This is a genomic window from Actinoplanes campanulatus, assembly GCF_014647795.1.
Taxonomy (GTDB): Bacteria; Actinomycetota; Actinomycetes; order Mycobacteriales; family Micromonosporaceae; genus Actinoplanes; species Actinoplanes campanulatus.
On the sequence record NZ_BMPW01000019.1, the window covers coordinates 81,443 to 94,957 of the forward strand.

The 13,515-nt window shown below is 69.4% G+C and carries 15 protein-coding genes; all 15 read right to left on the bottom strand.

The window, feature by feature from the left end:
- Window positions 1-37: 37 nt before the first annotated feature.
- Window positions 38-475, bottom strand: coding sequence for a single-stranded DNA-binding protein (locus tag IEZ13_RS31855; RefSeq protein WP_183223107.1), 438 nt, complete (start codon window positions 473-475; stop codon window positions 38-40).
- A gap of 74 nt (window positions 476-549) precedes the next feature.
- Window positions 550-960, bottom strand: coding sequence for a single-stranded DNA-binding protein (locus IEZ13_RS31860; protein ID WP_183223109.1), 411 nt, complete (start codon window positions 958-960; stop codon window positions 550-552).
- Window positions 961-1,752: 792 nt separating this feature from the next.
- Entirely contained in the window at window positions 1,753-2,049 is a 297-nt protein-coding gene (locus tag IEZ13_RS31865; RefSeq protein WP_183223111.1) for a hypothetical protein, read from the bottom strand.
- Entirely contained in the window at window positions 2,046-2,966 is a 921-nt protein-coding gene (locus tag IEZ13_RS31870; RefSeq protein ID WP_183223113.1) for a hypothetical protein, read from the bottom strand. Before IEZ13_RS31870 ends, IEZ13_RS31865 begins: the two co-directional genes overlap by 4 nt.
- Window positions 2,967-3,071: 105 nt before the next feature.
- Complete coding sequence (locus IEZ13_RS31875) at window positions 3,072-3,854, bottom strand: hypothetical protein (protein WP_229795310.1); 783 nt, start codon at window positions 3,852-3,854, stop codon at window positions 3,072-3,074.
- Between the two features lie 303 nt (window positions 3,855-4,157).
- The gene (locus IEZ13_RS31880) at window positions 4,158-4,475 is read right to left on the bottom strand and encodes a hypothetical protein (protein WP_183223116.1); all 318 of its coding nucleotides are present in this window, start codon (window positions 4,473-4,475) and stop codon (window positions 4,158-4,160) included.
- A 30-nt stretch (window positions 4,476-4,505) separates the two neighbouring features.
- Window positions 4,506-5,090, bottom strand: coding sequence for a hypothetical protein (locus IEZ13_RS31885; protein WP_183223118.1), 585 nt, complete (start codon window positions 5,088-5,090; stop codon window positions 4,506-4,508).
- 272 nt (window positions 5,091-5,362) lie between these two features.
- The gene (locus tag IEZ13_RS31890; RefSeq protein WP_183223120.1) at window positions 5,363-6,286 is read right to left on the bottom strand and encodes a bifunctional DNA primase/polymerase; all 924 of its coding nucleotides are present in this window, start codon (window positions 6,284-6,286) and stop codon (window positions 5,363-5,365) included.
- Window positions 6,287-6,604: 318 nt separating this feature from the next.
- The gene (locus tag IEZ13_RS31895; RefSeq protein WP_183223122.1) at window positions 6,605-7,081 is read right to left on the bottom strand and encodes a hypothetical protein; all 477 of its coding nucleotides are present in this window, start codon (window positions 7,079-7,081) and stop codon (window positions 6,605-6,607) included.
- A gap of 134 nt (window positions 7,082-7,215) precedes the next feature.
- Entirely contained in the window at window positions 7,216-8,070 is an 855-nt protein-coding gene (locus IEZ13_RS31900; RefSeq protein ID WP_183223124.1) for a hypothetical protein, read from the bottom strand.
- Between the two features lie 119 nt (window positions 8,071-8,189).
- Window positions 8,190-8,813, bottom strand: coding sequence for a hypothetical protein (locus tag IEZ13_RS31905; RefSeq protein WP_183223126.1), 624 nt, complete (start codon window positions 8,811-8,813; stop codon window positions 8,190-8,192).
- A 236-nt stretch (window positions 8,814-9,049) separates the two neighbouring features.
- Window positions 9,050-10,858 carry a ParB/RepB/Spo0J family partition protein gene (locus tag IEZ13_RS31910; RefSeq protein WP_183223127.1) on the bottom strand — a complete coding sequence of 603 codons (1,809 nt, stop codon included), beginning with the start codon at window positions 10,856-10,858 and terminating at the stop codon, window positions 9,050-9,052.
- 431 nt (window positions 10,859-11,289) lie between these two features.
- Window positions 11,290-12,306 carry a hypothetical protein gene (locus IEZ13_RS31915; RefSeq protein WP_183223129.1) on the bottom strand — a complete coding sequence of 339 codons (1,017 nt, stop codon included), beginning with the start codon at window positions 12,304-12,306 and terminating at the stop codon, window positions 11,290-11,292.
- On the bottom strand, window positions 12,303-12,812 hold the full coding sequence (locus IEZ13_RS47010) for a DUF4192 family protein (RefSeq protein ID WP_373293057.1): 510 nt from the start codon (window positions 12,810-12,812) through the stop codon (window positions 12,303-12,305). The genes IEZ13_RS31915 and IEZ13_RS47010 overlap by 4 nt, the downstream gene beginning before the upstream one ends.
- The gene (locus IEZ13_RS47015; RefSeq protein WP_183223131.1) at window positions 12,695-13,273 is read right to left on the bottom strand and encodes a DUF4192 family protein; all 579 of its coding nucleotides are present in this window, start codon (window positions 13,271-13,273) and stop codon (window positions 12,695-12,697) included. Before IEZ13_RS47015 ends, IEZ13_RS47010 begins: the two co-directional genes overlap by 118 nt.
- Window positions 13,274-13,515 lie beyond the last annotated feature (242 nt).

Here is a 13,515-nt window from a genome sequence, read left to right on the forward strand (position 1 = left end):
CGGGGTGTGCCCGGGGCCGGGCCATGCACGGCCCGTGTCAGCGGGAGTGGTGGGCGGTTTCGAGGTTGCCGACGACGTCGGGCCACGCGTCGGCGGAGATCTGCTCGCCTTCGGGGCTGGTGACGAGGTGACCGCTGCGCTCACCGGTGGTGGAGCGGTTACCGAGGTCGCCGATGTCGACACTCAGCCCGCGGGCGAACATCTTCAGCCCGAGGACACCGTTGTTGTCGAACGGCTGCGGGGCGTTGCCGTGCACAGTGACGGTGGTCCGCAGACTCAACTTGCGGGCCTGCTGCGCCAGCCGGCCCCAGCAGAGAATGTCGATCACCTGCGGAGGGGACTTGCGGGTCGTGTTGCCGTCCATCCACGTGCGGTAGTGGGTGATCTCGAACTGGGTGTACTCGCGTCCGTCACGGGTGACACCGGTTTCGGGGCGGCGGGTGATGATGCCTTCGACGATGAACTGCGCGAACATGGGCGGCTCCTGCCACGACGAGGAATGTGCGAGTGACCGGGCCGGGGCCGGCCGTGCCGGCCCCGGAGAAACGGTCAGGCGTACTCGGGCTCCGGGGCGGTGGCGTCTTCGACAGACCACGGGTCGTTCTCCGGCTGGAGCGACTCGGCGCTCTTGAACCGCATGCTCAAGGCGATGTTGCTGGCGGTAACCTGAAGCTCGGCGGCGGCCTCGCCGTCGGCGCGGCGGGTGTAGGCCCAGGGCCGCAGGTCGTCGCGACCGGTGACGACGATGGTGTCGCCCTTCTTCAGCGACATGCAGCGCTCCGCCAGGTCCTCCCAGGCGGTGACGGTGACCCAGGTGGTGTGTGCGTCCACCCACTCGCCGTCCTTGACGCGGCGGCTGGTGCGGCCGACACGCAGCTGAGCGACCTTCTTACCGTCGCGGGTGACGCGCAGCTCGGGGTTCTCGCCGAGGTTGCCCTCGATCATGAAGGTGAACAACATGGGGGGTGACTCCCGTCGTGTGGTGCTGGTGCGGTTGCCCCGGTTCTCGGATCGGGTGATCCCGGCGCTGGGGTGCCGCGCTGACGGGGCCGGTCAGAGCCCGCCCATGTGCCTGGGGGTGCAAGCCACCGGTCAGCGGAAGATCTTGGCGGTCGAGCGCAGCGCTGACCTGGTTGCCAAGATGTTCTGCTGGGGGCTTAGCGCCCTCGGCGCGGGTGGGCTGACCTACGGGCCATCTCAGCGGCGGACACCTCCGGCCGCCGCCGGATCTCACGCCGAACCCGTCAGCAAGCCGGTGTGCGCACACCGGCGGACACCACCCCGGACGACAGCGTGGCCGTCCGGGGCTGGCGGATCGACGACCAGGCAATCGCCGGCTTGACGGCGGCTGCGGCTCTTGGCCGTTGCCAAGCGGTTCCGAGGTGCGACCGGATAGCGCCCAGTTCCCGCGGGCACGCACGGTTCCGCCTGCCTGCGGGCAAGGCGACCTGGACGGCGATGATCGTCGTCAGCAGGGGTGACTGCTCTGCCTCCGCCGGGCTGCGGCGCGCGTCGCAGATGGCCGGCATCAGCGAACATCTGGCCACGTGCGAGGAGACCGCGGCTCGGTCAACGCCGCGGTTGTGATGGGAGCTGGTGTGACGTTGGTGCTCGCGTCGCGCCGTACAGGCGGCCCCGATCCTGACATCGATCCGGGAGAGGACTACCCGGGCGTTGCAGCGACCGCGGAGGGCACAAAGCAGCGCGGCTCTCTGGCCGCTGCTTTGTCGGACGAGGGGGCACGGCCGCCGGTTACAGCGGTGTCTGGCCCTTCGCGCCGGCCGGCCGAGGAGACCCTTCGGCATCGGGCGGTGCTGGAGCGAGACTGCACGGCCCGGTGAGCTGGGCGAGCGTCACCGCGATGGCGTTACCGTCGCTGACGGTGCGGGCGTAGCCGAGCATCTGCGAGACCGCCCGTCGGGTGGCGCCGTCGACGGCGCAGCGGATGAAGTGTCGGCAGGAGTTCTGCGCTGCGCGGTGGGCGTAGCTGTCGAAGCGGCTCCAATCGACCGGTTCGTCGTCGCTGCCAGCGGAGGCGGTGGTCGTCATCGTCCGGTCAGCCCTTCGCGGTGCAGTCCGGCCGTGAGTGCGGCGAAAGCGCGGCCGGTAGGGCTGTCGGCGTCAATTTCGGCGCGCATCGCCTGGCGCGCTCGATCGAGTAGCTCGTGCAACGAAGGCTGTTCAGCGATCCGCGCGTCTAAGATCTCGCCTCGCGGTGGTCGCTGGTCGGCCACCGCCGATGTTGCCGTTCGTGGCCCGGCTGCGGCCGGCCCGACGAGGCCGAGCAGTAGGGCCGGGTCGGCGTCGGTGCGTACGGTCGTGCGTTCCCGGATTTCGTGTGCGATGACCTGGCACGCGTCGTGGCCGAGCTCAAACCCCACCCGGTGCAGGACCGCGGCGGCGTCCGCGCCGACATGGCCGCCGAGGGCGTCGACGATGAGTTGGGCGTAGCGGTGGGCGTACTGCTGCGCCAGCTGGCGGAAGTCGGGATGGCTGCTGCTGTCGGTCATGTGATCCCTCGTGGCGCCTGGAGACGATAGGTGGCCGCCGACCTGAGCGGAGGAATTTCGTGACCCCGCCGACCGTGGGCTGTTCGGGATAGCGCCCACAGATCGGGTCAGCGGGTCGGTATTCTGCTGCGCGCCGATGAAGACGGTGATGGCGCGTACCGCGGGTCGCCCGTGGGAGCGGCCCGGTGCGTTCTGCCGGAACGCTGGGTAGACGCTGCCGTCTTCCAGGCCCATCACGCTGGAGCGCGCCACCTGGCCGTCGACGAATGCGTAGATGTTCGCGCTCAGATACTCGTTGCGGTCGCCGGCGGCCACGCCCACGAACTCCACGATTGCCTTCTTCGCGCCACTGGCGAAGGAGACGATCACGATGTGGCGCTGCTGATCAGCGGTGTCGAGGTCGATGCTGGGGTGGTGGCCGATCCGGTCGAGGTAGTCGGCGAAGGTCTCTGTCATGAGAAGGGACTGCTCCTGCAGGTCGAGTGCGGGCCCGGCACGCCGGCCGGGATGGGGCGAAGGCCGCAGTGACCGGCGGCCGGTCACGGCGTTTGCCTGGCGGGATCAGGCTGGTTCCGGCCGCGGACCTGTGACGGCCAGCGGCCGGTCGTCGCGTTGTCCGCCCAGGCAGAGCGCTTCCGGCGGCAGGGAGCACGCGAGCCGGTACAGCGACGGGCCGTCGGGGTAGCGGTCGTAGAAATCCTGATGCGCTGAGCGGGCCGCCGCTTCGCTGTACGGCTGGGCGGCGAGCCGGTGTACCGAGGTGACGACGTGGTTGAGGAAGTAGGCCGGCCAGGTGAACATGCGCATCGCGGCGATTCGGCCGGTGTCGGCGTGGACCAGGAAGGTCGACACGCGGGTGTGTGTGCCGCGGGGTGCCGGCTGCAGGGGGAACGGTGTGGTGAGCCGCTGCGGATTGAACGGGGCGTCGTTCCATGGCGAGTCGCCGTACTGGAACAGCAGGAATCCGTTGATGCCCTGTTCGGTCCACCCGAACTGGGCCTTGCCGGTGTGCACGGCGGCGATCTCCCGCCGGGTCGGGGCGGTCAGGAAGATCGCCAGGCGGATGTGGTCGGCGTCCATCCACAGATGCGGTCCCTGCGGCCAGACGGACCGGTCGGGATCGAACGGGCCGCCGACACGGTAGGCGTGGCCGTCGGTGAAGGTGGCCTCCACGTCGCGACGATGCGTCGCGCACGCGGCGCCCTGGCCGTTGGCCCAGCCGCGGTCGGCGTCGGTGATCAGCCACCATTGCTCGTGCGGGCTCAAGCGGTGCCGGCCGACATCGCAATGGCGCACGGTAGGTGAGGCGGGGAAAGGGCCACTGACGGTTACTACGTTGTCCATGTCGGGACTTCCTCGAGGAGTCGTGGATTTCGGGCCCGCCAACGCAGGGTGGCGTTGTGCTCGCTGCCGGCGATGCGCGTGCCATCGGGGTAGACCTGAGTCCGTGTGCGCCGGATCGAACGTCACCGACCGGGTCGCCGAGTTCGCAAGCACGCGCGGAGCAGCGGAGCGTGGCGGTGAGGATGACCGAGCCCGACAAGCGATCGGATGCGCGACCGCCGTAGGGCCAATGACGTCGGGCCGGGCCCGACCGGCCTGCAAGAGCAGTCTTCTCAGGGCTCGCGAGACTGGCTGGCAGGCAATTCAGAACAGCGTCAGCTGCTCATGCTCGCCAGACGGCGTCGGTCGGGCTCGCCTGCTTGATGCCGCGCGCCGCAGGTGCGGATCGCGGCGCAGCAGGTTGTCGACGTGAATGCGGTGGCCGGGGCCCATCTGCAGGTAGCGGATGCCGTTGGTGCCGGGTCGGCGCGAGATGCGCCGCACCTCAACGTACGGCCAGTGCAGGGCGACGATGGCGCATCGCGGCTGCTGGTAGCAGATCGGTGGGGCCAGGAGGGTGCGCGCCGTGGGCCACACGTGCATGCCTACCCAGAGCTCACCAGGAACGATCTTGGGGGCCATGGAGCTGGAGCCGTGCGAGCGGGTTGGCGGTCAGTTGTTGCTGAAGCGGCAGGTGACAGGTCCGCCGTGATGCAGTCCTCGGCACCGGATGCCGCCGAGTTGCCGGGCGGGGTCGGCGGCTTTGCGTCGCAGCATGGCCTCCAACTCGTCGATCCGGGTGCCGTGCAGCTGCTGGTAGGCGCTCTGGTCGCCGATGATCTCCGCGGTGAGCGGATGGTCGCCGAAAGCGGCCTGCCACATCCGGAAGTACAGGCCCGCACCTGGGCCGTGTATCGGGGTCTGCAGGCTGACCTTCGACAGCAGCAGGCAGATCTCGGCAGCGGTCGCCGGGCGTAGATCTTCTTCGGCGGCGACGCGTTCCAGGAGCTCGCGGGCATGACCACGGTAGACGAATTCGGTGCCCATGCCTGATCCGAGATCGCGGCGCCTCAGGAGGCCGAATGTGTGGAACAGCAGGTCGGCCTGGTCGGGGTGGCGGCGGCTCGCCGCGGCGATTTCGTCTTCGGCCCAGTCGACGGGAGTCAGTAGCGAGGCGACCTCAGCCTGAAGTGTGGTTACCAGAGTGGCCGGGTCGACCCCGGAGGCTGGGTGACGGGAAGTGTCGATGACAGTCATACGAGTCGTCTTCCATCCATTGCGGACTGGTGATGGTGAAGCCCTTGCGGGCGTGACATGTCAGCGGTGGCGGCTGGCGCTGTGACCGTTCTGGCCTGTGCTGCGGGTGCCGTGATCCCGGTGGTGGCGGGCCCGTCATCGGCGTCGCCCTCAAGTTCGGCGGCGCCAAGGACGCGGGCCCGAACGGCAGCGGTTACGCGGTGGTGTGCTTAGCGCGCTGTCGTGTCTGCGGCTGGTCAGCGTGCCTGCTGGCACCGTGAGGCTGCCGGTTGTCATCGGCGTGGGCGATCGCGCCCGGCTCGCCAGCCGGAGTCGATGGTGCGCTGTGCTTCGGCGAGGCTCAGGCCGGTCTGCACGGCCGCCGCGGTGAGTTCGCGGTGCACGGAGGCTTCGTCGACGTGGCCGCGGGCCGACAGTTGTCCCAAGCGGAACGCGGCCAGGTGCAGGGTGTTGTTGCGTTCTCCGCCGGTGATGCGGGTGCCGCCGGAGTACACCGGTGCCGGTGCCTGGCGGATGCGCTGTAGTTCACCGTCGAGCGCTGCTCGCGCGTACCGCCCGAACTGCGTGATCGTCTCGGCGGTGGGCGTGACGGGGGCGGCTGGCGCGGCGACGAGGGCACGCAGAGGTGGCGGGCAGTCGGGGAGGGCGTGTCCGTTCCAGGTTTGCTGGAACCGGTAGGTGGCGCCGCTGACGTGCACTGATGGTGGGGCGACGACCAGGCCGCCGGCGCCGCGCCAGTCGACGCCGGGTAGCAGGCCAACCCGGTTCGGCAGGCCGGTGGAGGCGTACCACAGGTGCCAGCCGTTGCCGGTGCGGACCATCGGTGCGGCCGGTTTGACCACGTCGAGGGTGTCGAGGACGGCGGCGAGTCCGGCGCCGGTGTCCATGTCGCAGACGTCGAGGGCGGTTCCAGTGGCGAGGCCGACGTTGGCGTCGGGCCATTGGTGCCACCAAGAGCCGATCAGGCCTGGATCTCGGGAGGCGTCGTGTAGGCCGTGCCGTAGTCGTGGATGCTTGCCCGCGGACTCGCAGCTGTCGGCGTTGCGGCAGGTGCAGGTGCCGTCGGCTGTCGGGGTGTGCAGGGGCAGCACCGGGATGCCTGCGCGGGCGTACCACAGAGCTGCTTTACGCAGGTTCGGATCGGCTGGTCGGGCTGTGCGCTTGGAATGGGGGCGGGAGTTGGTCGTGGTAGCCATCGGCGGTCACCGGCGCCGGCGATGTGACGAGACACCGGCAGTGCAGCAGGCATCCGGGCGTGGCCGGTGGCTGTTCGGGCGCGCGGGCTGCCGCGAGATGGCCGTGGTGGCAGCAGAGTTTGGGGGTGGCCAGAAGACGAGCATGATCGTGGTCCTTGTGCGGAAAGGGATTCGCACCCGGGCGGGAGCGGATCGCCATGGTGAGTACGACGGGCGCCGGATCTCGACTGCGGCGTGTGGGTCGCCCGGTCCGTGGGGTTGCCGCGGTGCAGCGGTGGAGGTTCGAGGGCTGCCGTGGCGTTGGCTGATGAGGTGTTGTCACAGGCCGAGAAGTTGCTCGACGGTGAGCCCAGCTGTGGTGTCGGTCAGCGGCACCCGGTCGGTGTCGTGGCCGAAGAGGCGTCGAACGAGATCACGGGCCGGCCGCCAGTCGCGATGCCAGGAGCCGTCTCCGCCGATGACGAACGTGTCAGGTGCCAGCAGATGGCAGCGCAGCAGCGTCGCGGTGACGGCCAGGTCGTACGGCAGCCGGTGGGTGTTGCAGTAGAACCAGTGCCGTCGCTGGGGGCCCGGCGCCGGGAGCAGGAAACTGTCGCAGCCGGCGTCGTCGACGCCGTTGAACGCGATGCCGGACATCGCATCGATCACCGGCGGGCCGTCGCGGCCGGGGCCGGCCAGCGCGACGGTGCGCGACACCTCCTGCACGATCCGGGTCGTGTCGTGGATCAGGGACGGCCAGACCGCGGCCCAGGCGGGATTGTTCGGCTGGTAGCGCCAGTGGTGGGTGTGGCCCACGGTGAATCAACTCCAGGAAGAGTGCGATCAGGGCGGGGGCGGGGCGTGATCGCCCGTGGCAGGGAGGAACGGGCGATCACGCCCCTGGTGGCCCGGCCCCTGGGGAAAGAAGGACCGGGCAGGCGGGAGCAAAGTCAGTGCGGCGCGGTCGGGCGCGGGGGTTCGGCGTCGATGGCGCGCAGAGCATTCACCGCGCTGTGCAGGTCGGTCTGCACCCGGCCGAGGGCGTAGCCGGTCTGCACGAGACGGCTGGTCAGGCCGTTGTGACGGTCGGCCGGGCTCGTGCCGTCGAGGCTGGTGACGAACCGGCCGTGCAAGCGCTGATCGATCGTCGCAACCCACGAGGTGACGACGGTCCGGGTGCGGCCGGTGAACAGGGAGAGGTTCTGGACGAGGCAGATCGCGTGGCGGGCGGCCGGGGCCGGCGCCACGGCGGCGATCGCCTCACGCAGGGCGGTATCGAACGCCGTCAGCGGCAGGTCGTGCGGCTCATCGGGGGCCGCGGTGATGCTGCGGGGACGCACGCAGAGCAGATCGTCGAAATCTTCCAGTAGCAGCGACAGGCGCAGGCGGTCGCCGCGATGCTGGTGGCGGCGGCAGCCGCAGGGGCCGGCGAGGACGTGGGGTCCGTGCCGTGAGGGGATGCTGCCGTGGTAGTGCACGGGTTCCATGTCGGTGACCAGAAGCCGCGCCTCGTCTGCCAGCGCCGAGAGTTGGTCGGTGAGCCCGGAGGTACGTTCGGCGGCCAGGTCGCACGCGTGACGGACGTCGCGCCAGTGCTCGCCGGTTCGGCGCTGGCCAAGGTCGGCCTTCAGCGGGCAGATGGTCTCGGCGACGTCGGCGATCGCCGACGCGAGCGATGCCGTGGCGGCTGCTGCCGCGGCGATTCCTGTGCTGCGCCCGGCCGCGGTGGCGGTCAGTTCAGGGTTGCGGTCGGCCCGCAGACCGGTGAGAAGGTCGATGACGGTGGCGGTGTTCAGCCCGCGCACAAGATTCCTCCAGCAGATCCGAGTCCAATTGTTGAGGGGGACCCGACGGTGTACGCCGCGGTGAGGCGCGCACCGTGACCACGTGAAGGCCGTTGTCGGGTGCGCACCCTTCGCCGCGTTCAGCGGGGTGAGATGTCGAACGTGCCGGCGTCCGGGACGCTGGTGGTGACTCCCGGGAACCGGCCGAGCACGGTCGCGGTCTCGGCGAGCAGCGGCACGGCTGCGGTGCGAGCGTGCCGCTCGTTGGTGGCGTAAAGGTCGATCCTCAGCTGCACGTCTGCCGTGACCGAGGCCGACCGTCGCCTGGCGGTGACGGTGAGGTCTTCTGGATGGGTGTGGTAGACGTGGACGCCCTTGAGCTGGCGAAGCTGATCCTCGGCCTGCCGGAGGATGACGAGCGCTGCCTCACGTGCGGCAAGGTCACCGCGGGCGGCGACCTCAAGATTGACGGTGAGGGTGGTATCGACGAGGAACGGCCAGCCACGATGGGTGAGTTCGACGGTCAGCTGCTCGTTGAGGGCGTCGATCACCTCCTCGAATTCGTGGCACCAGCGGCGGCTGTCGGCTTCGGCGCGTAGCCGGTCGCCGATGCGTGCGATGTCCGCCTCGTGCAGCCGCAGACGCTCGTCGGCCAGCCGCCGGTGCTGCTCGGACTCTGCGCTGACCGCTGCCAGCCGCGCACGCAGCCGTGCGACGTCGTTGCTAGGGGAGGCGGTGGTATGCCGCCGGAGAAGCTGAAGCATGGAGTGCTCGCATTCGTTGATGCAGGGATGGGAAAGTGCGGATTCGACCGCCGGCCCGGTCGATCCGCTGACGAGGGAACCTGCGCGCTGACGACGGTGCTGAACTGGTCGATGCGCCGCTCTCACCGAGACGGCGATCATGGCGGTGGGCCGCCGCCGACGCGCCTTGAAGCGACGACACGGTGGGGGCTCTGCCCGGACAACACAGTGCCCCCACCGTGGGTCAGCGACAGCGGTCACGCAGCAGTCGCGTACTCCGCGTCGTCGTCCTGCTCCGTGTCGAGCACCGTGAACCGCGCAGCGACAGGATCGGGTGCCTGTACACCGTCGAGGCCGTCGTCGGAGACAGCCGACGACGCCTCACCCTCGATCTCCCCGGCGCCGCCGATGTCGTCGGCGTCGGCGTCGGCGTCCGGTTCGTCCGCGGTGGTGACGTCCGCGTCGTTCTCGTCGTCGTCCTCGTCGTCCTCATCGGCTGCGGTGGCCGGCAGCAGCGCCTGGTAGAGCTCCTTCTCCGCCTCGGACATGGGGTAGCCGTCTGCGGTGAGCCGGTCGAACCAGGCGACCGCCGGTTCCTTGCTGATCCAGCTCAGGTTGCGCCGCAGCGCGTCCTCGAGGTTGTTCTCCTGAGCGCACGCGTATTTCGCGATCAGGCTGCGGCGCAGCCGGTCCTCGCCCGCCGTGGCGATCTCGGCGCTGGTGAGACCACCGAGGGCCCGGTACAGGTCCTCGAGACCGCCGCCGCGGTACATGGATTGGCCGTTGTTGGCCGCGCGAAGCGCCGCGGTGGCCAGCTTGCGGCAGTTCTTGGCGGTGCCGTAAGTGCGCTGTACGAACTCGTGGCGCACCGTGACGGCCGCGCGGAGCCCGTCGAGCATTTCCTCGCGGCGGCGGTCTCTTTCCTGCTGCTCGGCGATCTCCTCCGGGCTCATGCCCTCGTTCTCGTCGGTTTTCAGGCGCTGGTAGCCGAACTTGGCCGGGTCTTCGCAGTAGATGACGGTGCTGGCCTGACCGCCGTTCTTCTCGACGAACGCGTGGAAACCGGGCTGGGTCTTGACCTTCTCGATGTCCAGGGGCTGGCCGTCGGTGTCGGCAAGCTGGTCGGCGGGCACCGCCGGGCTGTCGTAGCCGAACCCGCGCGGCTTGGGCGTGACGTCGACGCTGTCGAGGAGAAGCTGAGCTTTCGCCAGGTCCCGGTTGCGGCGGTACGTGCGCTTGTCACGCAGCGCGCTGAGGGTGTGCTTGAACTCGTACTCGCCCTTGCCGATCTTGTCGAGCAGTCGCTGCTGGTCCTCCGGGGAGTCCGCGAACTCCTCCAGTGCCTGCGCCATGTCGAGCGTCAGCGCGCCCGAATTGAGGGCACGCTGCGCACGGGCCGGCAGCGACAGGGCTTTGACCGCCGTCTGGACCTTCTCCACTGTGATGTTGCGGGCCTGGGCGATGGCGTCGACGTCCCAGTTGAGTTCCAGCAGCATCTGGTAGGCGCCGGCCTCCTCGATGGCTTCGAGGTCCTTACGGTGGGCGTTGGCTTCCAGGATGGCCAGGATCTCGAACGCGGCGCCGGCGTCCTCGACGATGATGGCGGGCACCAGAGGCTGCTCGGCTTCGATGGCCGCGTAGTGGCGGCGCTTGCCGCCGAGAACCTCGAAGACCTCCGTGACCGGCTCGTCGCCCTCGTCACCGTCGGCAGCGGCTGTCGGCTCGGCGGACAGCTCGTTGACCGGTGCCGGCCGGCCGACGACCACCAGCGGATCACGAACACCGAACATGCTGATCGATGCGACCAGTTCGGTGAGGTCACCGAGTTCCTGGCGGGGGTGCAGCGGGCTGTCACGCAGGTGCCGCGGGTTCAGATAGCCGGCCCGAAACGGCGGCACCGGGATGTCCTCACCGGTGTTGAGCTGGATCGGGTCGACGACGATCTCCCCGACGACAACGGGCGACGCCGGTTCGAGGCCGGTCTCTACCGATACCTCGTGGACGCCGGTGTCAGGTCGCTCAGCGACCTCGCCGGAGTTCTCCGTGCTGATAGCGACAGTAGTCACGATGGATCCGTCCTCCCATGGAGAGAAAGAAAAGGGCCAGATGCGTCCGCCGAGGGCTGGGTGGCCCTGAGCGGTGCTGGCACGATCCGTTCGGGCCGGCCGATCGGCGCAGACCTGCAAGACCCACCGGGCAGCAACAGCGCAGCCAGGTGGGTGCGGTGATCGGTGGGTCTTGCGGGGCCAGACGCGGTCGGCCAGGATCAAGGGCCAGCGCTAGCCTGGGGCCGCCGCCCACGGCGGCGAACCTGAAAGGCCGGCGAAAGATGTTGAAAGACGCTCGCGCCGAAGAATTGCTTTATCGGCAAACGCGAATGCAGGGCGCTTGAAAGCTGCGTCATGCCGCTGTTCGGCGCCAGGTTGCGTAATCGACTGGCAGCTGAATGACGTGTTCGGCGCTGAGACGTTGATTGGGAAATACCGTTGGTTGATCGTCAGTGGCTGGGCCGACTGGCACGGCGGTATCGGTGTCTCGCTGCGTGGTCTTGCAGCGCGGTGATCGCCGATGGTGTGCCGGGCGGTGTGTGCCGGTGTTCGGCCATCAGCCGGGCGGCGAGCAGCGGAGCCAGTTCGGTGATCAGCCATCGCACCTGCCAGCCGTCATGAACCGGCCCGACACCGGTGTCATCGACGACCTGGTGCAGTAGTTCGGTGACCCGATACGGACAGGTGCGGTCCCACACCTTCCGGCAGGCGGGCGGTAGCCGTGAGTACACGTCGAAGGCGGCTTCCAGGGCCCAGGACTCGACGATGTCGTCCTCGTGGACTGCCCGGTGATCGTCGGTGTCGAGGATCGTTTCCCGGTCGGCCAGTGAGCACAGGGCGTCGATGGCAGCAGCGGGCAGGTCGGCGACGAATGCGCCGAGCTCGGTCAGGTCGTCGGCGACGGTGTCGGTCCACGCGGCCGGGAACCGGCGGTGAAGGCTGCGGAAGTTGCTGCGCCGGACCGTATGAGCCAGTCCGATGTCCGCATCACCGCAGGCGAGCTGGCCGCAGTTGACGTAGACGGCCTGCCCGGGATGGCGACGCCAGTCGGTGACCGCCAACGGCGGCACATATCCGGACCTGCGATGGCGGGGGTCGGTGAACCCGATGCGACAGCCCGTGGCACGTAGCCGGTCGAGAACGGGCGCCGCGGTGTCCTCGAACAGGCGAACAATCTGCTGCTCGTCCTGCGGCAACCGGAGCACGGGCTGTCCGGCTGCCGCCTGGCTCGCGGTGACCGGCGATGTTCCGGCCGCCACGATGATCGTCCGGTCCGGGGATGCCGTCTGCTCGCCGAGAGCGGTGATCTGGTCGGCGCCGACGATGATCAGCGTCGCCGTTTTCCGCCGCGCCGCTGTAGGTTCGTGCGGCTGGTGCACGCTCAGGGGAAGGCCTGCGCGGATCGCCAGCTCACGGACAGCCGTGGTGATGTCGGGGTCGGTAGTAGTCAGTACGGCGCCGTTCACGAGTGGCTCCCCGATGACGGTGCGTCCAGATGCGGGGTGAGGGGCCAGCGCAGCCGGTGTGGCGGCAGGTGCGCGTCGACGAGATGCCCGACGATGCGGGTGAATCCGTCGTCGGGGGTGACCGCGCGGGCCCGGTCGAGGGCGGCCTGGGCCAGTGCGTCCTGGCCACGGCACCAGGCCGACCAGGCGGCCAGCGCAGCCGGCGCACCAGCGTGCTGCTCGGGGGCGCGGCGGGTGACGTCGAGCCACAACTCGTGGTGCTGGCGGCGGCCGCGGGTATGGTGCCATGCGGTGACCAGGTTGTCCTGGTCGTGCAGTGCCAGGCACAACCGGGCGACCTGGTCGGCGGTGAGCCGTTCGCCGGCGGGGGCGGGTGTGATCAGCGACATCAGGTCCGCCGGGCCAGGCGTGCCGGTCGCGTCGAGGCCGTCGAGTGCGGCCTCGGTTGCGGCCTGGGCAGTGGGGTCGGCGGCGATGAGTGTGTGGAGGTCCTGCCGCGAGGGCAGGGCCACGCGGCCGGTGATGGCCAGCTCGGCAGCCAGGCGGGTGCTGCGCGGGTCGACAGGCGGGTGCTGCGCGGGTCGACAGGCACACCTTCGGCGGCCGAGCAGGTGCACGCCGGGGTCAGGCAGGTCAGGATGCCGTCGGTGTAGAGGAATCGGCCGACGACGGGCGCCAGGAGCTGGAGGACTTCGCTGACGGCGGCGATCTTGGTCTGGTGGGTGGCGGGTCCGTAGCCGATCAGCACGATGCCGGACGCCTTCTCGGGTATCTGCAACGTCAGGTGGTTCAGCAGCATCGTGGTGGGCTCGCTCAGCGGCAGGCTGACGACGCGTGGCAGGGGCCGATCGGGCTTCTTGATGATGGCGACGAGTGCTTCGGTGGGGTGGTAGCCGAGCAGATACGGCACCATCCCGAGCAGCTGATCAGAGCCGCCTTGTCGTCGAGGGGAAGCGGATTCCAACATGATGGTGGGTTCCTTCGGGCAGGGGAGGACGCCGCCGGGGCAACTCAGCGGCCGGCGGGACCGCAGTGAGGGGAAGCGATCAAGAAGGTGCCGTCGAATAGGCCAGAGCGCCGGTCGCAGCCGATGCAGCAGTTCTGAAGACGACGGTGAAAGTTGGTGTGCGCCGGCAGCGGGACGCCGGAATCGTGCTGGTCACGGCAGCCGGTCAGAGATGTTGTCGGCGGTGAGGTGCCGGTGTGCTG